17 protein-coding genes are annotated in these 18,905 nt (G+C 71.7%); 5 read left to right on the forward strand and 12 right to left on the reverse strand.

Translation table 11 applies throughout. From position 1 onward, the window contains the following. Positions 1-100: 100 nt before the first annotated feature. Together H1W00_RS02835 and serS are read right to left on the reverse strand one after the other, a co-directional pair. Positions 101-886: an HAD-IIB family hydrolase gene (locus H1W00_RS02835; RefSeq protein ID WP_181753424.1), complete on the reverse strand. Its 786-nt coding sequence runs from the start codon at positions 884-886 to the stop codon at positions 101-103. Then, positions 883-2,166: a serine--tRNA ligase gene (gene serS / locus H1W00_RS02840; protein WP_181753425.1), complete on the reverse strand. Its 1,284-nt coding sequence runs from the start codon at positions 2,164-2,166 to the stop codon at positions 883-885. Before serS ends, H1W00_RS02835 begins: the two co-directional genes overlap by 4 nt. Positions 2,167-2,251: 85 nt before the next feature. Here serS and H1W00_RS02845 point away from each other — a divergent pair, with 85 nt between their 5' ends. Beyond that, the gene (locus tag H1W00_RS02845) at positions 2,252-3,862 is read left to right on the forward strand and encodes a YegS/Rv2252/BmrU family lipid kinase (protein WP_181753426.1); all 1,611 of its coding nucleotides are present in this window, start codon (positions 2,252-2,254) and stop codon (positions 3,860-3,862) included. Positions 3,863-3,865: 3 nt separating this feature from the next. Here the strand turns inward: H1W00_RS02845 and H1W00_RS02850 are convergent, their stop codons facing one another. From H1W00_RS02850 to H1W00_RS02865, 4 genes are all read right to left on the reverse strand, one after another. After that, a complete protein-coding gene (locus H1W00_RS02850) occupies positions 3,866-6,370 on the reverse strand; it encodes a glycoside hydrolase family 65 protein (RefSeq protein ID WP_181753428.1) in 2,505 nt (834 codons plus the stop codon). Positions 6,371-6,505: 135 nt separating this feature from the next. Further along, entirely contained in the window at positions 6,506-7,216 is a 711-nt protein-coding gene (locus tag H1W00_RS02855) for a beta-phosphoglucomutase family hydrolase (protein WP_181753430.1), read from the reverse strand. A 73-nt stretch (positions 7,217-7,289) separates the two neighbouring features. Further along, on the reverse strand, positions 7,290-8,129 hold the full coding sequence (locus tag H1W00_RS02860) for a DUF5926 family protein (protein WP_181753432.1): 840 nt from the start codon (positions 8,127-8,129) through the stop codon (positions 7,290-7,292). Positions 8,130-8,167: 38 nt separating this feature from the next. Further along, on the reverse strand, positions 8,168-8,566 hold the full coding sequence (locus tag H1W00_RS02865; RefSeq protein ID WP_181753434.1) for an ATP-binding protein: 399 nt from the start codon (positions 8,564-8,566) through the stop codon (positions 8,168-8,170). A gap of 140 nt (positions 8,567-8,706) precedes the next feature. On the opposite strand from H1W00_RS02865, the gene H1W00_RS02870 reads away from it, so the two are divergent. Genes H1W00_RS02870 through H1W00_RS02880 form a run of 3 tightly spaced genes read left to right on the forward strand, consistent with a single transcriptional unit; the run spans position 8,707 to position 12,022 of the window. Then, the gene (locus tag H1W00_RS02870) at positions 8,707-9,024 is read left to right on the forward strand and encodes a rhodanese-like domain-containing protein (protein ID WP_181753436.1); all 318 of its coding nucleotides are present in this window, start codon (positions 8,707-8,709) and stop codon (positions 9,022-9,024) included. Positions 9,025-9,075: 51 nt separating this feature from the next. After that, positions 9,076-9,669, forward strand: coding sequence for a TetR/AcrR family transcriptional regulator (locus H1W00_RS02875; protein ID WP_181753438.1), 594 nt, complete (start codon positions 9,076-9,078; stop codon positions 9,667-9,669). A gap of 31 nt (positions 9,670-9,700) precedes the next feature. Further along, positions 9,701-12,022, forward strand: a complete 2,322-nt coding sequence (locus tag H1W00_RS02880; RefSeq protein ID WP_181753440.1) for an MMPL family transporter — start codon at positions 9,701-9,703, stop codon at positions 12,020-12,022. A gap of 63 nt (positions 12,023-12,085) precedes the next feature. Here the strand turns inward: H1W00_RS02880 and H1W00_RS16965 are convergent, their stop codons facing one another. The 4 genes from H1W00_RS16965 to H1W00_RS02900 form a co-directional block, all read right to left on the reverse strand. Continuing rightward, a complete protein-coding gene (locus H1W00_RS16965; RefSeq protein WP_181753442.1) occupies positions 12,086-13,168 on the reverse strand; it encodes a CPBP family glutamic-type intramembrane protease in 1,083 nt (360 codons plus the stop codon). Between the two features lie 95 nt (positions 13,169-13,263). After that, positions 13,264-13,542 (reverse strand): HU family DNA-binding protein, encoded by a 279-nt coding sequence (locus H1W00_RS02890; protein ID WP_078699556.1) that lies wholly within the window; start codon positions 13,540-13,542, stop codon positions 13,264-13,266. Positions 13,543-13,640: 98 nt separating this feature from the next. Continuing rightward, positions 13,641-14,297: a leucyl/phenylalanyl-tRNA--protein transferase gene (aat, locus tag H1W00_RS02895; protein WP_181753444.1), complete on the reverse strand. Its 657-nt coding sequence runs from the start codon at positions 14,295-14,297 to the stop codon at positions 13,641-13,643. Then, entirely contained in the window at positions 14,294-15,259 is a 966-nt protein-coding gene (locus tag H1W00_RS02900; protein WP_181753446.1) for a phosphotransferase, read from the reverse strand. The genes aat and H1W00_RS02900 overlap by 4 nt, the downstream gene beginning before the upstream one ends. A 71-nt stretch (positions 15,260-15,330) precedes the next feature. On the opposite strand from H1W00_RS02900, the gene H1W00_RS02905 reads away from it, so the two are divergent. Next, positions 15,331-16,005 carry an EcsC family protein gene (locus tag H1W00_RS02905; protein ID WP_181753448.1) on the forward strand — a complete coding sequence of 225 codons (675 nt, stop codon included), beginning with the start codon at positions 15,331-15,333 and terminating at the stop codon, positions 16,003-16,005. A gap of 180 nt (positions 16,006-16,185) precedes the next feature. Here H1W00_RS02905 and H1W00_RS02910 read toward each other — a convergent pair whose 3' ends face one another. Beyond that, the gene (locus H1W00_RS02910) at positions 16,186-17,112 is read right to left on the reverse strand and encodes a hydroxymethylglutaryl-CoA lyase (RefSeq protein ID WP_181753450.1); all 927 of its coding nucleotides are present in this window, start codon (positions 17,110-17,112) and stop codon (positions 16,186-16,188) included. Next, positions 17,112-18,902: an ATP-binding protein gene (locus tag H1W00_RS02915; RefSeq protein ID WP_181753452.1), complete on the reverse strand. Its 1,791-nt coding sequence runs from the start codon at positions 18,900-18,902 to the stop codon at positions 17,112-17,114. The genes H1W00_RS02910 and H1W00_RS02915 overlap by 1 nt, the downstream gene beginning before the upstream one ends. Between the last annotated feature and the right edge of the window lie 3 nt (positions 18,903-18,905).

Below are 18,905 nucleotides of genomic sequence, written 5' to 3' on the forward strand. Positions count from 1 at the left end.
TGCCGACGACTTTACGGTGCCCCATCACGGCCGGTGTGCGCCAGAGCACACCGACGAGCGGCCCCTGTCGTGCGGCGAGCGGTGCGCTCCGGGCGCACCGTCAGTCGAGCCAGCGCGAGAGCTCCTCGGCGAGTCCGTCGGCCTCGACCGGGCCGGTGACGTGGTCGGCGACGGCGATGAGCTCGTCGGGAGCCTGGCCCATGGCGACGCCGCGGCCGGCCCAGCGGATCATCTCGACGTCGTTGCTGCCGTCACCGACGGCGAGGACGTCGGCGGCGGTGAGGCCCATCGAGCGGCTCACGACGTCGAGGCCCGACGCCTTCGAGACGCCCTCGGGCGCGAGGTCGAGCCACGCGGTGTAGCCGATGTAGTAGTTCGTGCCGTCGAGGCCGAGGTCCTCGACCAGCTTCGAGAACTCGTCGCGGTCGTGGTCGGGGGCTCGCACGACGACGCGGGTGACGGGCTGGGAGACCATGCGGTCGACCTCGTCGAGGATGATCTTGCCGGTGATCTCGCCCTTGGGAAACGCGCGGTTCACGCGGTAGCCGATGCCGACCTCCTCGACCGCCACGAGGGCCTCCGGCACCCGCTCGAGCACGCGCTTGACCGCCTCGCGGGCGTCGAACGTGGTGGTGTGGACGACCTCGAACGGGTCGACGTCGAACACCACGGAGCCGTTGCTGGCCACGCCGAGACCCTCACGGAACCCCAGCTTGTCGAGCACGTCGTAGACGCCCGGCACCGCGCGGCCGGTGGCGATGACCACCGGGACGCCCTGCTCGCGCAGGCCGAGGATCGCCTCCTTCACCGCGGGGCTGAGCTCGTTGCGGTGGTCGACGATCGTGCCGTCGACGTCGAGTGCGACGAGCTTCGGGCGCCAGGTCACGCCGACGCCTGACCGATCGGCCTCAGGACCTCGCCGAGGAGCGGGTGCAGCGCCGCCGGCAGCCGCACCGAGCCGTCGGCCTGCTGGCCGTTCTCCAGCAGCGCCACGATCGTGCGGGTCATCGCGCACAGCGTGCCGTTGAGCGTGGCGACGTGCGAGGTGCCCTCGTCGGCCGCGCCGCGGGTGCGCACGTCGAGCCGGCGTGCCTGGAACTCGGTGCAGTTCGACGCCGACGAGAGCTCGCGGTACTTGGCCTGCGTGGGAATCCACGCCTCGCAGTCGAACTTGCGCACGGCCGACAGGCCCAGGTCTCCCGCCGCCACGTCGACGACCCGGAACGGCAGCTCGAGCTTCGCGAGCCACGCCTTCTCCCAGCCCAGCAGCCGCTCGTGCTCGACGGCCGCCTGGTCGAGCGTGGTGTAGACGAACATCTCGACCTTGTCGAACCAGTGCACGCGGAAGATGCCGCGGGTGTCCTTGCCGTACGACCCGGCCTCACGACGGAAGCACGGGCTGAAGGCGGCGTAGCGACGGGGCAGCGATTCCGTGGGAAGGATCTCGCCGCCGTGGTAGGCCGCGAGAGGCACCTCGGAGGTGCCGACGAGGTAGAGGTCGTCCTTCTCCAGGTGGTAGACGTCGTCAGCCGCCTGGCCGAGGAAGCCGGTGCCCTCCATCGCCTGCGGCTTGACCAGCGCCGGGGGGATCATCGGCGTGAAGCCCCACTCGGCGGCCGTGGACATCGCCAGCTGCACGAGCGCGAGCTCGAGCTGGGCACCGACGCCCGTGAGGTAGTAGAACCGCGAGCCGCTGACCTTCGCGCCGCGCTCGACGTCGATGGCGCCGAGCAGCTCGCCCAGCTCGAGGTGGTCGCGCGGCTCGAAGCCCTCGGCGGCGAAGTCACGCGGGGTGCCGATCTCCTCGAGCACGACGAAGTCGTCCTCGCCGCCCGGGGGCGCGTCGACCGTGGGGTTCGGCAGGGACTTCAGCAGCAGCTCGAACGCCTTCGCGGACTCGGCCTGGGCGGCCTCCGCGGCCTTGACCTCGGTGCTCAGCTCCTTCGTGCGCGCCAGCAGCGCCTGCTTCTCGTCGCCCTGCGCCTTCGGGATCTGCTTGCCGAGCTGCTTCTGCTCGGACCGCACGGCCTCGAACCGCACGATCGCGGCGCGACGGGCCTCGTCGGCCGCGATGAGCTGGTCGACGACCTCGGGCGACTCGCCCCGGCGCTCCTGGGCGGCTCGCAGCAGGTCGGGTTCGTCGCGCAACAGTCGGGGATCGATCACCCCGCCAGCCTAGCGAGGCGTGAACGGCCGAGTCGTCCCGGCGCGGTTACGCTGAGCGGGCCCCATTTCTGACGAGAGGACCGCAGTGACGATCGACCTGCGCCGTGCCGACGGCGACCGGCCGCTCCTGCCGACCGCCCTCATGGTGATCGGCGGCGTCGTGTTCGTCGTCCTGACGATCCTGGTGTCGATCCGCTGGCAGCCACTGATGGACCTCGACCAGGAGGTCGCCGAGTGGGCCTACGACGTCTCGGCGTCGCGCGCCTGGCTGGTCGACCTCCTCGACTTCGTCGCCGTCGCCACCAGCAACTGGACCGTCGCCATCGTGCTCTCGGTGCTCGCCGGCCTGCTGTGGTGGCGCAACGAGCGGCTCGTGGCGATCTGGGTGGTCGTGTCCGGTGTCGTGGTCCTGGCCGGCAACGCGCTGATCAAGCTCGCCGTGAAGCGCGAGCGTCCGGTGTGGGACCTGCCCCTGCACGAGATCGGCGGCTACTCGTTCCCCAGCGGACACTCCGCGGGCGCCGGGCTGTTCTTCACCGTCCTGGCGCTCCTCACGATCGTGGTCACGGGCCGTGGGCTGCGCCGGCGCCTCTGGCTGACGCTGTGGATCGTGCTCGCCCTGCTGGTGGCCGCCGACCGTGTCTTCCTGGGCGTTCACTTCCTCAGCGACGTCACGGCGGGCCTGTGCTTCGGCGTCACCGCCACGCTCCTGCTGTGGCAGCTCCTGGTCCACGGCCGCGGTCGGCTGCCGTCCGAGCTCGCGGTCGTCACGGGCTCGGGACGCCGCCGCGCCGCGGTGGTGCTCAACCCCGTCAAGGTCGGCGACATCGAGGACTTCAAGGCGAAGGTGCGCCAGGTCGGCGCCGCGCACGGCTGGGACGAGCCGCAGTGGTTCGAGACCACCATCGAGGACCCCGGCCACGGCCAGACCCGCCTCGCCCTCGACTCCGACGTCGACCTCGTGATCGCCGCCGGCGGCGACGGCACGGTGCGCGCCGTGTGCGAGGAGGCGACCCGCTCCGGTGTCGCGATCGGCGTGCTGCCCCACGGCACCGGCAACCTGCTCGCGCGCAACCTCGACATCCCCGTGAACACGCGCGACGCCCTCGACGTCGTGTTCGGCGGCCAGGACCGCGCGATCGACCTGGCCAGCTTCAGCACGGACGGCGGCACGGAGACCTCGTTCCTCGTGATGGCCGGCCTGGGCATGGACGCCATGATCATGACGGGCGTCAACGAGGACCTGAAGAAGCGCGTCGGCTACCTCGCGTACTTCGTCTCGGGCGTCAAGGCGATCACGTTCCCACGCACCAAGGTCGAGATCACCCTCGACGACGACGAGCCGCGCCACTTCCGGGCCCGCACCGTGGTGATCGGCAACGTGGGCTTCCTGCAGGGCGGCATCCCGCTGCTGCCCGACGCGCAGATCGACGACGGACTGCTCGACGTCGTGATCGTGGCGCCCAAGCGCTTCATCGGCTGGCTGTCGATCGTGGCCCGCGTCATCACGCGCCGCAAGACCAACGACGCACGGCTGACCCGCCTGTGCGCCCAGCGCGTGCACGTGAAGGCCGAGAAGCCCGTGCCGATGCAGCTCGACGGCGACCCGGTGGGCGAGGGCCGCGAGATCACGGCCGAGATCCACCCGGGCGTCGTCCTGGTGCGGGTGCCGGCCACGCTGGCACCCGCGGAGTAGGGCTCAGCCGCCGGGGACGATCGCGGTGATGATCGTGCCGTCGGCGCGACGGCGGCCCGACACCGGCGGCGGGGTGCCCTCGATCACGGGGCCCTGACCCTCCAGCGGCACCACCACGGGCTCGCCGGGCTTCACGGTGATCGAGCGCTTGCGCACGAAGAACGTGGGGTCGACGAGCCGGCCCTGCGCGTCGGGCTGCTGGTCCTCGACGAACAGCTCGAGCTCCTCGCGACGCACGGTGACCCGGACCCGGGTGCCGTGCAGCGTCACGCGGTAGGTCAACTCGTCCCAGGCCTCGGGCAGGCGCGGGTCGATCGAGAAGTCGCCACTGTGGTCGCGGAACCCTCCGAACCCTCCGGCCAGGACGCCCCAGACGCCTCCGGTCGAGGCCACGTGCACACCGTCGGTGGCGTTCTTGTGGCGGTCGGCCAGGTCGACGAAGAGCGCGCCGAGGAAGTAGCGGTAGGCCAGGTCGCGGTACCCGACCTCGGCGGCGATGATCGACTGCACCACGGCGGACAGCGTGGAGTCGCCCGTGGTGATCGGGTCGTAGTACTCGAAGTTGGCGCGCTTCTGCTCCGACGTGAAGTGGTGGCCCTGCAGGTAGAGGGCCAGCACGACGTCGGCCTGCTTGATCACCTGGAACCGGTAGATCACCAGCGGGTGGTAGTTCAGCAGCAGCGGACGCTTGTCCAGCGGCGTGTGGTCGAGGTCCCAGACCTCACGCTCGAGGAAGTGCTGGTCCTGCGGGTGGACGCCGAGCGCCTCGTCGTAGGGGATCGCCATGTTGCGGGCGGCGCGCTCCCAGTCGGTGATCTCGTGGTCCTGGAGCGCGAGCCGGGTGATCATGCGCTGGTAAGCGATCTCGTCGCGCTCGGCGAGCCGCTTCACGGCGAACGCCGCCGCGCCGAGGTTGAACCGCGCCATGACGTTCGTGAACATGTTGTCGTTCACGACGGTGGTGTACTCGTCCGGACCGGTGACGCCGTGGATGTGGAACGTGCCCACCTCCTCGTCGCGCCAGAACCCCAGGTCGACCCACATCCGCGCGGTCTCGACGAGGATGTCGATGCCCTGGCGGATCATGAAGTCCTCGTCGCCGGTGGCGAGGTAGTACTGCGTCACGGCATACGCGATGTCGGCATCGATGTGGTACTGCGCGGTGCCCGCCGCGAAGAAGGCCGAGGCCTCCTCGCCGTTGATCGTGCGCCACGGGAAGAGGGCACCCGACTGCGACATCTCGCGCGCGCGGCGCCGGCCCGCGTCGAGCAGGCTGTGCCGGAATCGCAGGGCGTTGCGGGCGTGGTCGGGGTTCGTGTAGGTCAGGAACGGCAGGACGTAGACCTCGGTGTCCCAGAAGTAGTGACCGCTGTAGCCCGAGCCGGTGACGCCCTTCGCGGGGATGCCCGCCCCCTCGGCGCGGGCGCTGGCCTGCGCCACCTGGAAGAGGTTCCAGCGGATCGCCTGCTGGATGGCGGTGTGCCCGGGGACCTCGACGTCGGACCGGGCCCAGAAGTCGGACAGCCACGCGGCCTGCGCCTCGTGCAGCCGCGCGACGCCGTCCTGCGCCGCGCGCTCGAGCGTGCGGCGGCAGCGGTCGACGAGCTCGCGCACCGGAACGCCGCGGGACGTGTGGTAGGCGACCAGCTTCGTGAGCCGGATCGTCTCGCCCGGCTGGGCCGCGATCCGGTACGTCACCTTCGCCAGGTCGTCCTCGACCTGGACCCGGGTCGTGTAGTCCAGGGAGGTCTCGAGCTGGTGGTCGGCCGCGACGGCCAGGGTCATGCCGCTGTCGGAGCACCGGAAGCCCAGGGACACCCGGCCCTGGTCGGCGTCGCCCCAGCTGTGCCGGGGCTCGAGCACTCGCCGGTCGAAGCCCTCGGACTTGCGGGGGTCGTGTCCCTCGCCCATGGACTTCGAACGGACGTGGTACTCGTCCTCGCCGTCCTGGCGGTTGAGGATCTGCGACGAGATCGCGATGGGGGCGCTGTCGTCGAGCATCGTGACCTCGAACTCCAGCACCGCGAGGTGGCGCTGGGCGAACGACACCATCCGGGTGGCCACGACGCGCACGCGCTTGTTCGACGGGGTGCGCCACAGGATCTCGCGCCGCAGCACCCCCTCGCGGAAGTCGATGGCGCGCTCGTACTCGAGCAGGTCGGCGACGCTCAGCAGCAGCGGCTCGTCGTCGACGTAGAGCCGGATCACCTTGGCGTCGGGTGCGTTGACGATCGTCTGGCCGACGCGCGCGAACCCGTATGCCTCCTCGGCGTGGTGGATCTTCCACGTCTCGTGGAAGCCGTTCACGAACGTGCCGTGGGTGTGGGAGTCGCGGCCCTCCGTGACGTTGCCGCGCATGCCGAGGTAGCCGTTGCCGACCGCGAAGAGCGTCTCGGTGACGCCGAGGTCGGTCTGGTCGGGCTCGGTCTCGACGAGCCGCCACGGATCGGCCGGCCAGCGCACCCGGTCGAGGAAGTCGTCCGCCAGGGGGGCCTCGTGCGAGCTCATGCCGTCACCCCCGTGGAGAAGCGACGGTACGGGGCCGCCGGCATGAGATCTGCATGGCTCACTCGCTGACGCTCGCTCATGCGATCACCGCCGAGTGGGAGCGACGGCACGGGGGCACCGGGATCGCGCGCTCGCTCACAGGAGCTCCGCCAGGTCCGAGACGACCACGTCGGCACCGTTCTCGCGCAGCGTCTCGGCGCCGGCGCCGCGGTCGACGCCCACGACGAGGCCGAAGTCGCCGGCGGCGCCCGCCTGGACGCCGGACACGGCGTCCTCGAGGACGACCGACCGCTGCGTGGGAACGCCGAGGCGCTCGGCTGCGGCGGCGTACGTGTCGGGACGGGGCTTGCCGGCGATGTGCTCGGCGGCCGCTACCTCGCCGTCGATGATCACCTCGAAGCGCTCGGTGATGCCGGCGGCCTCGAGCACGGGCCGGGCGTTGCGCGAGCTGGACACGAGGGCGGCCTTGACGCCGCGCTCCTCGAGGGCGTCGAGCAGCCGGATCGAGCCGGGGTACGCCTCGACCCCCTCGGTCCGCAGCACCTCGCGGAAGTAGTCGTTCTTGCGGTTGCCGAGCGCGCAGACGGTCTCGGCTGCGGGATCGTCCGACGGGTCGCCGTACGGCAGCTCGATGCCGCGCGACTCGAGGAACGAGCGCACGCCCTCGTAGCGCGGCTTGCCGTCGACGTACGCGAAGTAGTCGGCGTCGGTGTAGGGCTCGGCGTCCGGGTGCCCCGCGAGGAAGTCGTTGAACATCCGGCCCCAGGCCGTCTCGTGGACCTCGGCGGTGGGCGTGATCACTCCGTCGAGGTCGAACAACGCGGCGTCGTAGTCGTTCCAGTCCACGCAATCAGCCTAGGGGCTGGGCGGCAGTGACACCGAACCCCGTGACCGACGGCACGTCGATCGGCCCGTCGATTCAGCGAATGGTGACCTGTCGGCTGACCAGGTCGCGGCGGGCCGTGCGCTCGGCTGCGGACAGCTCGGCGGCCTGCGCCTTGGCCCCATCGAGCACGGCGACGAAGTCCGGGACGGCGGCATCGAGCTCGGTGGCCCCGACGCCGTCGAGCTCCCAGACGGGCACCAGCAGGCCGTGGGCGCGGAAGATGCCGATCAGCTTGGTGCCCTCGCCGAGCGAGTCGGTGCCGGTGGCGCGCAGGCGGGCGAACGCGTCGAGCAGCGGGCCCTCCTCGTCGAGCATGATCCAGCGCAGGTACGCGTGGTCGCCCATCTCGGTGACGTAGGCGGAGTCGGTGGCGGTGAGGCGCGTGGTGGGCGCGACGGTGGCGTTGGCCTCCTCGAGCGCCGACGCGGCCGCGGACGAGCCGCGGTCCTCCTCGACGAGCCACCAGTCGAAGCCGTCGTGCAGCTCGATCTCGAAGGAGCCGTCGGGATCGATGAGGTCCTGCAGGCGGGCGCCCACGCCCGGGGGCGTCATGCGGATGGGCGTGCCCGGCTCGGTCTCGCGCGCCACCTCGATGACGTGGGCCAGGTCGCGGCTGATGTCACCGTGGTTGTGCATGACCTGCAGGCCGACCCAGATCTCGCCGTCGGGACGCACGAGCCCGGCGCCGGCACCCGGCAGCAGCGAGCAGATCCGGACGGTTCCTCCGTCGCGCAGGCCCACGCGGGCCGTGGCCGACGGGACGAACTCGCGCATCGCGACCCAGTCACCCTCGGACGGGAGTCCCTCGAAGGTGCGTGCCACGAACGGCATGCGCTGCTTGGCCGGCTTGGTTCCTCGCGACTTCTTGCCCATGGCCGACACGGTATCCGTCGGCGGCGTGGGTTCGGTGCTCAGGCCAGCGTGAGCTCGGCGCGCACGCAGGTGCCCTCACTCAGGTCGACCGACCAGTTGTCGGCGACCCGGCTGATGATCGAGAGGCCGCGGCCACCGAGGGAGTCCTCGTCGAAGGGGCGCGGCACGAGGTCGGCGCCGGAGCCGCGGCCGAAGTCGCGAACGCTCAGCAGGAGGTGACCGTTCTCGATCGCCCAGGAGATCTCCATAGCCCCGTCGTCGTCGGGGGTGCCGTGGGCGACGGCGTTCGCGATCATCTCGCTCAGCACGATGAGGGCGTTGTCGATGGCGGCCAGATCGGTGCGGTTGCGGGTCAGGAACGCCGCCAGCTTCGTGCGGGCGATGCCCGGGGTGGAAGACTCGAAGGGCAGTCGCACCACGTCGCGACTCTCCACCATGGGTCCTCCTCCCAGCACGTCTCGTCGACACGCGAACCGTCACGAGGGCAGGACGCACCGTGCGCCACGACCGCATGACTAGTAACAATTAACCATTCAACCGGCCGGGATTCAAGACCCCGGGGAAGGTGCCCCGTCCCATGAGCGACTCCCACGTGCCCCACGTCACCGTGGCCGAAGTGCCCGATCCGCTGCCGGCGGACTGGCTCGTACTGGACGTCCGCGAGCCCCACGAGTGGGCCGCCGGGCACGTCGAGTCGGCGCTGCACATCCCCTTGGGACAGCTGCCGCTGCACGTCGGCGAGCTCGATCCGCAGCGTCCCCTGCTGGTGGTGTGCCACCTCGGCCAGCGGTCGGCGCGAGCCACCGCCTGGCTGACGTCGATCGGCCACCACGCGGTGAACCTCGACGGCGGGATGGACGCTTGGGAGGCGGCCGGTCGGCCCGTCGTGACGTGAGCATGATCACGAACTTTGCACTGTGGCTCGCGAAGTGCAAGAATGCACTTCATGGCAAAGAGTGCAAGTTCGACGCGGCGTGAGCGCACCCTCGCGGCGATCGTGCGCCATGCCCGCCTGCTGACCGACGAACGCGGTCTGGACGGCTTCACGATGGAGGAGCTGGCCGAGGCCGCGGGCGTCTCGCGCCGGACCCTGTTCAACTACGTGCCGGGCAAGCTCGACGCCGTGCTCGGCCCGGACCAGGACCCCGACGAGGCGATCGTCGCCACGTTCCTGTCCGGCGGCCCGACCGGTGACCTCCTGGTCGACGTGAAGGAGCTCGTGCGCACCTCGCTCGAGGCCGAGGTGCCCGACCCGGCCGAGCTCGCAGCGGTCCGCCGCATCCTGCGCCGCGACCATCGACTGATGTCGGCGGTGCACGAGCGCTTCGTCGAACGCGCCCGGAAGCTCTCCGAGGCGATCGAGCACCGCGAGGGCAAGGCCGTCGACCCGCTGGACCTGCGACTCATCGGCAACCTGATCCTCACCCTGTGCGACGCCGCCCTCGACGAGTCGCTCGCCGACCCGTCGCAGACGGTCGCCCATCACTTCGACCGCGCCTTCGCCGCGACGAGTGCCCTGTTCGGCACCCGTCGCGCCTGATCCTCCGACCACCCACCCGAGAAAGACCTTCATGGCAACCCTGCTCTACCGACTCGGCAAGACCGCCTACCGGCGCTGGCCGATCTTCATCGCCGCCTGGCTCATCGCGCTCATCGGCCTCGGTGCCGTCGCCGGCTACCTGTCCAAGCCGATGTCCAACACCTTCTCGATTCCCGGCATCGAGTCCGTCGAGGCGGCCGAGCTGCAGCAGGAGCTCTTCCCCGACGCCGCACCGGTCGACGCGCCCAGCGCGACGATCGTGGTGGCTGCCCCCGAGGGTGAGCAGCTGTCGGCCGAGCCCCACGCGGGCACCGTGGCGACGCTCGTTTCCGAGCTGAACGCGCTCGACGACGTCGAGGACGGCGTCGTCGGACCGGTGGAGGCGGCTGCCGGGCTCGGGGCCCAGGCCGTCGGCGGCGTCGACCAGGCGCAGGAGCAGGCCACGGCCGCCGGCCAGCCGTTCGACCGCGACGCCGCCCTGGCCCGGGCGACCGCGCAGATCGACGCGGCCACCCCGCTGTCGGAGGACGGCCGCGTCGGCACGATCGCGTTCACGTTCGACACCCCCACGGTGCTCGAGGTGACGCCCGAGATGCAGGACGAGGTCACCGAGGTCATGGACACGGCGCGCGACGCCGGCCTGACCGTCGAGGTCTCCGGCTCCGCCATGCAGTCCATGGAGCCCGCCGGCGCCTCGTCGGAGCTGATCGGCATCGGCCTGGCCCTCGTGATCCTCGCCCTCACGTTCGGCTCCCTCGTCGCCGCCGGCATGCCCATCGTCACGGCGGGCATCGGCGTCGGCGTCGGCCTCACCGCGATCACCGCGATGACGGCGATCACCGAGGTCCCGTCGAGCACCACGGCGCTGGCCAGCATGCTCGGCCTGGCGGTCGGCATCGACTACGCCCTGTTCATCCTGGCCCGCTACCGCAGCGAGCTCGAGCACACCGACGACCGCCAGGAGGCGATGGGCATCGCCGTCGGCACCGCCGGTTCGGCCGTGGTGTTCGCCGGTCTGACGGTGATCATCGCCCTCGTCGCCCTCAGCGTCGTCGGGATCTCGTTCCTCACGGCCATGGGCCTGGGCGCGGCCGCGACCGTGGCCGTCGCGGTGCTGGTCGCGCTGACGCTGCTGCCCGCCATCCTGGGCATGCTGAAGACCAAGGCCTTCTCCCTGCGGTTCCGCCGCTACACGCCGGCCCGCGAGGCCAACGGTCACGTCCTGAACCACGGCGTCCGCTGGGCGCGGTTCGTCGGCAGGGCGCCGCTGGTGTGGGTGCTGCTGGTCGTCGTGGGCCTCGGCGCCCTGGCGATTCCGGTCAAGGACATGCACCTGGCGCTGCCGACCGACAACACCGCCGCGGAGGACACCACCCAGCGCAAGGCGTCAGACCTCGTGACCGAGGCGTTCGGCCCCGGCCGGCTCTCGCCGATGCTCGTGGTCGTCGACGCGCGCGGCGTGGAGGACCCCCAAGAGCAGCAGGCCGCCTACCAGGCCGTCACGCAGTGGGCCGCCGACCAGGACGACGTCGCGAGCGCCATGATGGCGGCCGGCAACGAGCAGGGCGCGATGATCCTGCTCACCCCGTCGTCCGGGGCCGAGGACACCGCCACCGAGGAGCTGCTCCAGTCGCTGCGCGACGGTGAGGAGGCCATCGAGGACGAGACGGGAACGTCCATCGGCGTGACCGGGATGACGGCCATCCAGACCGACGTCTCGGAGAAGCTCTCCGACGCGCTGCCCGTCTACCTGGCGATCGTCATCGGCCTGGCGTTCGTGCTGCTGGTCATGGTCTTCCGCTCGCTGCTGGTGCCGCTCACCGCGACGCTCGGCTTCCTGCTGTCGGTGATGGCCACGCTCGGCGCGACCGTCGCGATCTTCCAGGAGGGCCTGTTCGGGATCTTCCCGGGCCAGCCGATCGTGAGCTTCATCCCGATCTTCCTGATCGGCGTGGTCTTCGGCCTGGCGATGGACTACCAGGTGTTCCTGGTGACCCGGATCCGTGAGGCCCACGTGCACGGTGCCTCGTACCGCGAGGCGGTCGTCGACGGCTTCCGCAACAGCGCCCGCGTGGTCACGGCGGCGGCGCTCATCATGACCTCGGTGTTCGCCGGCTTCATCTTCATGGACGAGCCGATCGTGCAGTCGATGGGCTTCGCGCTGGCGGCCGCGGTGATCTTCGACGCGTTCGTGGTGCGGATGGTGCTGATTCCCGCGCTGATGTACCTCATGGGCGAGAAGGCCTGGTACCTGCCGCGCTGGCTGGACCGGATCCTGCCCAACGTGGACATCGAGGGCGAGAACCTGCACCGGCCCCACCTCGAGGACCACTACGCCAAGGTGAACGCCTGATCCTCGGCCTGCACGGGCTGTCCACGGTTCCTCCGTGGGCAGCCCGTCGTCGTTCGTGGTGGCTCAGCGACCCCACACGCCGGGATCGCCCGGATAGGACGGCGCGTTGGGCGGCACGACGGGCTGCGGGGCGGCCGGCACGGCAGGCGGCGTCGGGAGCGCGGGACCCGGGCCCTCGGCGACGGGAACGTACGGCGGCGGCGGCACCACGACGTAGGCAGGGGCCGGGGCGGGCGCCAGCGCGGGCAGCGGCGGACGGCGCCGCTGGAGGTCTCGACGCCGGGCGGACCACTCGACGAGGGCCCAGAAGACGAGGCACATCACCGTGGACGGGACGACCTCGTTCCACAGGCCCGCTCCCTCGCCGCTGGAGTCGATGACGCCCACGATGTCGAGCACCATGAGGACGATGTTGTTGGCCACGTGCAGGGCCACGGCGGCCTCGAGGCCACCGGTGCGGATGGTGAGCACGGCCGCGATGACGCCGAAGGCGAAGACCGAGACGAGCCCCCAGAACGAGTAGAGGTGGCCGGCGGCGAACAGCAGGCTCGTGGCGACGACGGGGACCGCCGTCCAGCGGGTCCACGAGCCGATCAGCTGCATCAGCCCGCCGCGGAACACGTACTCCTCGGCCGCGGCCTGGAACGGCACGACCAGCAGGACGACCGCGAGGGCGGCCAGGGCGCGCCCACCGGGTGCCTCGACGCTGACGGGCTCGTCGCCGGCCACCGCGGCCACCAGGACCGAGAGGCCGAGCGCCGCCACGACGACGAGGAACGCCAGCGCGAGGCAACGGCCGAGCCACGACCAGCGCAGGTGTCCCTCGACCGAGTGGAGGTAGCCCACGTGGCGCCGCCACACGAGCGCGACCGCCAGCACGACGCAGGGCAGCAGCACCGCGATCGTGGCGAGCTGGAAGAGCAGCAGGCCCGGATCGTCCAGGGCGATGTCGCTGTCGGTCCCGTCGAGCCACGTGTCGAACGACGTGCCGGACGCCGCGACGCCGACGACGGCCACGATGACCAGGACGACGACCAGGACGACGTAGAGGAAGCTCCCCACGACCGCAGCGACCGGCAGCTTCCAGTGCGCGAAGTCGGGGGACTCACGCGCCAGTCGGGGATAGGACGTCGTCGAGGTGCTCACGGCCGCATCCTCACACAGACGAACGACGCCCCCGGCCCTGTGTCCACAGCTTCGGGAACCACAGGGGCGGGGGCGTCGCGACGCGAGGCGTCAGATCACTTCGCGGCGGCCTTGAGGCGCGAGCCGGCGCTGACCTTCACGCCGTAGCCGGCGGGGATGTCGATGGTCTCGCCCGTGGCGGGGTTGCGGCCCGTGCGAGCGGCGCGCTGCACGCGCTCGACCGAGAGGACACCCGGGATCGAGATCTTCTCGCCCTTGGCGACCGAGTCGATGACGAGCTCGGCGAAGGCGGTGACGAACTCGTCGACGTCCTTCTTGGTGCTGCCGGTCTTGGCGGCCAGCTCGGCCACGAGATCGTTGCGGGAAAGTGCCACGATTCTGCTCCTGAAATGGATGAAATGGGTACTGCGTCAGTCTAGGGATGACACGGGAGGGTCCGCCTGCCGGGGGCCCCCGGGCGTGTCGCGAGATTTCAGTCCCAATCGGGTGCGGGGAGCTCCGTGAGGGCCTCGATCGCGGCCAGGTAGTCCGCCCGCGGAACCTCGCGCACCCCCAGCGTCGCCAGGTGGTCGGTCTGCCACTGGGTGTCGATGAGCCAGTCCGGGAGCACCGACATCCGCTCGACCAGGCCGACCAGGGCCGCCTTCGAGGCGTCGGTGCGGTGGTGGAACATCGATTCGCCTGCGAACAGGGCTCCGATCCCCAGTCCGTACAGTCCTCCGACGAGCCGCCCGTGCTCGTCGCGGGTCTCGACGCTGTGCGCGTGGCCCAGCTCGAACAGCCGGATGTAGGCCTTGCGGATCGCGGGGTTGATCCACGCGCCCGGACGGCGCGGGTCGGCGCAGGCGGCGATCACGGCCTCGAAGTCCTGGTCCACGGTGATCGTGAACGAGCGCATCGAGCGCCGCAGCGAGCGCGAGACGCGCAGGTCACCCGGCCCGAGGACGCCACGGTCCATCGGCGACCACCAGAGCAGGCGCCTGCGGTCGGGCATCGGGAAGGCCCCGTGCTTGTAGGCCGCGATGAGAGTGGACGGCTCGAGGTCGGCGCCGGACGCGATGCAGTCCTCCTCGGGCCACTCCGCCGGCTCGAACGCCCAGGGCGAGGGCGGCAGGGGCACCGGTCTCATGCGTCAAGCATGGAGGTTAGGTGGTGCTCGACGGCACCGCCCCATTCGGCCATTTCCTCGCGGGTGGCGGTCAGCAGCGCCCGATGCCACGTCACTGCGCGGTTCACGGCGTGGGTGAAGCCCGAGGCCCGCCACAGCAGCTCGAACTCGGGCGGCTCGACCTCCCACACCTCGCACCAGGCGGGCGCGACGTCCTCCCACGCCACCGCGTCCTGCGAGGTCACGACGCCGTAGGGCACCGAGAGCAGCTCGACGGCGTGGGCCCACATGCCGTCGCCGAGGTCGAAGAAGGCGACGTCGTCGCCCGAGCCGTGCAGGTTCCACGGGTGCAGGTCACCGTGCTGCCACGTGGACGGGACGGTCGACGCGGCGAGCTCGGCGCAGGCGTCGACGAGCTCGGATCGGCGCGCGCGCAGCTCCTCGATCCGCCCGGGCGGGACGCGACCGTCGTGGTCGGCCGGGGACTGCTCATGGATCTCCAGCAGCCGGTCGAACCGCGCGACGACCGTCTCCGGGCCCGCGTCCGGCAGGCCGGTGGCGAGCAGCTCCTCGCGGTGGCCGGCCAGCGCACGCTGCACGCGGGCCGCCTGTGCCACGGCCCGGCACCAGTCCTGCGCCGTGGGCGTGCGCTGGTCGCCGACCGTGGGGCCGTGGTCGAGCGTGAGCAGCCAGCCCCGCTCGCCGTCCACGGCCAGCGGCTCCTGCACGGCGTCCGGCACGAGGCGGGCCATCGCCTGCTGCAGGGGCGCCTCGAACGCCATCGCCGGGCACGTGGCCTTGAACCAGACCCGCCCGGCGTCGGTGGGGACGGTGAGCTGGGTCGACCAGGGCCGGATCCGGGGCTGCTCGATCTCGCCGGTCACCGCGATCGCGTGCTCGGCGAGGGCCCCCGTGAGCCACTCCACCGCGAGGGCGCGCCACTGGGGCGTCGCCACGTGCGTCGAGAACGGCTCCTGGGCCATGGCGCCACCCTAGGGGCGGGGCGCGCTCGCGGCGAGTGAGCGGATTCGCCCAGGCTTCCTATGCTTGCCGCATGGGATTGAAGGACCGCATCGCCAAGGAGGCCGGCACCCGTGTCGTGCCCAACGTGGCCTCCGGGTACGTCCGCACGGTGCTCGACAGCGCCATCGACGGCGTCGGGCCGCTGCGGTCGGTCGCCGAGACGGCCGGGGCGAAGCTCGCGGCGCACGGCGGTGACGTCGAGAAGGCGGTCGCCGCGCTGGTCCGCTCCCACACCAGCCTCGCGGGGCTCCAGGGCTTCGTCACGAACCTGGGCGGCATCGCACTCGCGCCGGTCAGCGTCCCGGCGAACGTCGTGGGCGTGACGATCGTGCAGTGCCACCTCGTGGCCAGCATCGCCCACCTCCGCGGCTACGACATCGAGGACCCGCGCGTCCGCAACGCCGTGCTCGCGGTGATGCTCGGCGAGGACACCGTCGCCGACATGATCAAGAAGCGCACCCTGCCGTCCTCGCCGATGGCGCTAGCGACCTCGCCGATGCACGATCCGGTCCTCGACGACCGGATCGCCAAGGAGGTCACGGGCGAGCTCGTCGGCCGCACGATCGGTCGCCGCGCGCTCATGCTCGCCGGCAAGAAGATCCCGCTGCTCGGTGGCGCCGTCGGCGCGACCGCCGACGGCTTCGGCACGTGGCAGGTCGGTCGCTACGCCCAGGACGAGCTCAAGGACCGCCGCCTCCGACGCTGAGCCGGACGTGGTCTCGATACGCCGCTCGCTGCGCTCGCGAGCTACTCGACCACCGGTGCGCGCTACTCGACCACCGGTGCGCGCCGCTCGACCACCGGTGCGCGCCACCCGACCACCGGTGCGCGCCGCTCGGCCACCGGTGATCGAGTAGCAGGGCGAGGAACGAGCCGCGTATCGAGATCAGGCGAGGGCGCGGACGACCGCGGAGGGGCTCTCGCGGCCCAGCACCTGCGCCATCGTGACGCTTGCGCGGACGAGCGCGGGCAGGTCGACGCCGTGCTCGATCCCCAGGCCGTTCAGCATCCACACGAGGTCCTCGGTGGCGAGGTTGCCCGTGGCGCTCTCGGCGTAGGGGCAGCCACCCAGGCCGCCGGCCGACGCGTCGAAGGTCGTGATGCCGCAGCGCAGCGCCGCGAGCGCGTTCGCCAGCGCCTGGCCGTAGGTGTCGTGGAAGTGCATCGCGAGCAGGTCGGGCGCCACGCCGGCCGCGGCGAACTCCGCCACGAGCCGTGCCACGTGCGCGGCCGTGCCCACGCCGATCGTGTCGCCGATCGACAGCTGGGTGGCCCCGAGGTCGAGCAGGCGCGAGCCGACGCGCACGACCTGAGCGGGATCGACCGGGCCCTCCCAGGGATCGCCGAAGCACATGGAGACGTAGGCCCGGACGTCCACGCCCGCGTCGAGGGCGCGGGCGACGACCGGCGCGAACATCGCGAACTGGTCCTCGACCGAGCTGTTGAGGTTCTTGCGCGCGAAGGTCTCGGTGGCACTGGCGAAGATCGCGATGTGCCGCACGCCGGCCTCCAGCGCGCGATCGAGCCCTCGCTCGTTCGGCACGAGGACGGGCAGCGGGACCGCACCGTCCATCGGCAGCCGTGCCACGACCTCACCGGCGTCGGCGAGCTGCGGAACCCACTTGGGGTGGACGAAGCTCGTGGCCTCGACCACCGGCAGCCCCGCCGCCATGAGGTCGTGGATGAACGCGACCTTGGCGTCCACGGGGACGATGCCGGACTCGTTCTGCAGACCGTCGCGCGGACCGACCTCGTAGATCGTGACGCGCTCGGGCAGGGCGGGATCGCGCTCGACCATCGGCAGTGCGTCCATCAGTCCTCCCGGGCCTCGACGTGGAACAGCAGGTCGCCCATCCTCACCTGACGGCCCACCGTGGCGGCCACCTCGGTGACGACGCCGGCGTGCGCGGCGGTGAGGGCCAGCTCCATCTTCATCGCCTCGACGGCGCCGAGCCGCTGCCCGGCCTCGACCCGGTCGCCCTGCTCGACCTCGACGGCGATGACGGTGCCGGGCATGGGCGCCGTGACCTCGGCGTCGCCGGCGTGGACGGCGCGCGGGCGGCGGGTGCCGTCGGGCCGCTCGAAGACGTGGGTCTCGCCCCGGACGGCGACCCACGCGCGGGCCCCGTCGGTCGTGGCGGGCAGGACGTGGTCGGACCAGGATGTGATCTCGTGCCGCTCACCCTCCTCGTCGACCACGGGCAGCAGCAGCGGCGCCGCGGGGCCGGCCAGCCGCCAGCCGTCGGCGGGTCGCGGCCACAGGAGGCGTGCGGCGCAGGCCGCCGCGTCCTCGGGCACGACCGGCAGCGACAGCAGCTCCTCGGGCGCGGTGTCGAGCCAGCCGGTGTCCATCTCGGCCGCACGGAACCGCGCCGAGTCCACGACCCGGCGCAGGAACCCGACGTTCGAGCGGATGCCGAAGACCGCCGTCATGTCGAGCGCCTCGACCATCGCGTCGACGGCCTCGTCGCGGTCGTCGCCCGTCGTGACGATCTTCGCGATCATCGGGTCGAACGCGGCGCTCACGTCGGCCGCGTCGAAGTCCTCGATGACCGACTCCACGCGCGCCCCGGGCCACCACACCTCGCGGATGCGGCCGGCCTGCGGCAGGAAGCCCGCGTAGGGGTCCTCGGCGTAGACGCGCACCTCGATGGCGTGACCGTGCTCGGTGATCTCGTCCTGGCCCAGCAGCAGCGGCTCGCCGGCGGCGACGGCCAGCTGCCAGTGGACGAGGTCGGTGCCGGTGACCTCCTCGGTGACCGGATGCTCCACCTGGAGCCGCGTGTTCATCTCGAGGAAGTAGGCCTCGTCGCCGTGGACCAGGTACTCCACCGTGCCCGCGTTGACGTAGCCCACCTCACGGCACAGGGCGACGGCGGCCGACCGGATCCGGTCGCGCACCTCGGGGTCCAGGCCCGGTGCCGGAGCCTCCTCCACGACCTTCTGGTGACGACGCTGCACCGAGCAGTCGCGGTCGAGCAGGTGCACCACGTGGCCCTGGCGGTCGCCGAAGACCTGCACCTCGACGTGACGGCCGCCCTCGACGTAGCGCTCGACGAGCAGTGTGTCGTCGTCGAACGCGGCGCGGGCCTCACGAGCGGCGGTGGTCAGGGCGTGGCCGAGGTCCTTCGGGTCGCGCACGACGTGCATGCCCTTGCCGCCGCCGCCGGCGGCGGCCTTCACGAGCACGGGGTAGGCGTCGGCCGGCACGGCGCCGGGATCGTAGCGCGGCATGACCGGAACTCCGGCCCGCTCGGCGACCTCTCGCGCCCGGTCCTTGCGGCCCATCAGCTCGATGACGTCGGCGTCCGGCCCCACGAAGACCAGCCCCGCCTCGGTGACGGCCCGCGCGAACGGGGCGTTCTCGGAGAGGAAGCCGTACCCGGGATGGACGGCTGCGGCGCCGGCCTCGCGCGCGGCCTCGACGATCGCGGCGCCGTCGAGGTACGACGGCACCTCGACCGCGGCGTCGGCCCACGGGACGTGAGGGGTGTCGCCGGCGACGTGCACGGCGATGCCGCGGATGCCGAGCTCGCGGCACGCCCGCAGGACACGGGCGGCGATCTCGCCGCGGTTGGCGACCAGCACGGAGTCGAGGGTCATGTC

It is taken from the genome of Aeromicrobium phoceense (assembly GCF_013868155.1).
Taxonomy (GTDB): Bacteria; Actinomycetota; Actinomycetes; order Propionibacteriales; family Nocardioidaceae; genus Aeromicrobium; species Aeromicrobium phoceense.

Excerpts from the sequence above, each read along its gene's own strand:
- H1W00_RS02850 (WP_181753428.1), bottom strand. The coding sequence starts at position 6,370 with ATGAGCTCGCACGAGGCCCCCCTGGCGGACGACTTCCTCGACCGGGTG.
- H1W00_RS02860 (WP_181753432.1), bottom strand. The coding sequence starts at position 8,129 with ATGGGCAAGAAGTCGCGAGGAACCAAGCCGGCCAAGCAGCGCATGCCG.
- H1W00_RS02865 (WP_181753434.1), bottom strand. The coding sequence starts at position 8,566 with ATGGTGGAGAGTCGCGACGTGGTGCGACTGCCCTTCGAGTCTTCCACC.
- H1W00_RS02870 (WP_181753436.1), top strand. The coding sequence starts at position 8,707 with ATGAGCGACTCCCACGTGCCCCACGTCACCGTGGCCGAAGTGCCCGAT.
- H1W00_RS02875 (WP_181753438.1), top strand. The coding sequence starts at position 9,076 with ATGGCAAAGAGTGCAAGTTCGACGCGGCGTGAGCGCACCCTCGCGGCG.
- H1W00_RS02880 (WP_181753440.1), top strand. The coding sequence starts at position 9,701 with ATGGCAACCCTGCTCTACCGACTCGGCAAGACCGCCTACCGGCGCTGG.
- aat (WP_181753444.1), bottom strand. The coding sequence starts at position 14,297 with ATGAGACCGGTGCCCCTGCCGCCCTCGCCCTGGGCGTTCGAGCCGGCG.
- H1W00_RS02900 (WP_181753446.1), bottom strand. The coding sequence starts at position 15,259 with ATGGCCCAGGAGCCGTTCTCGACGCACGTGGCGACGCCCCAGTGGCGC.
- H1W00_RS02905 (WP_181753448.1), top strand. The coding sequence starts at position 15,331 with ATGGGATTGAAGGACCGCATCGCCAAGGAGGCCGGCACCCGTGTCGTG.
- H1W00_RS02910 (WP_181753450.1), bottom strand. The coding sequence starts at position 17,112 with ATGGACGCACTGCCGATGGTCGAGCGCGATCCCGCCCTGCCCGAGCGC.
- H1W00_RS02915 (WP_181753452.1), bottom strand. The coding sequence starts at position 18,902 with ATGACCCTCGACTCCGTGCTGGTCGCCAACCGCGGCGAGATCGCCGCC.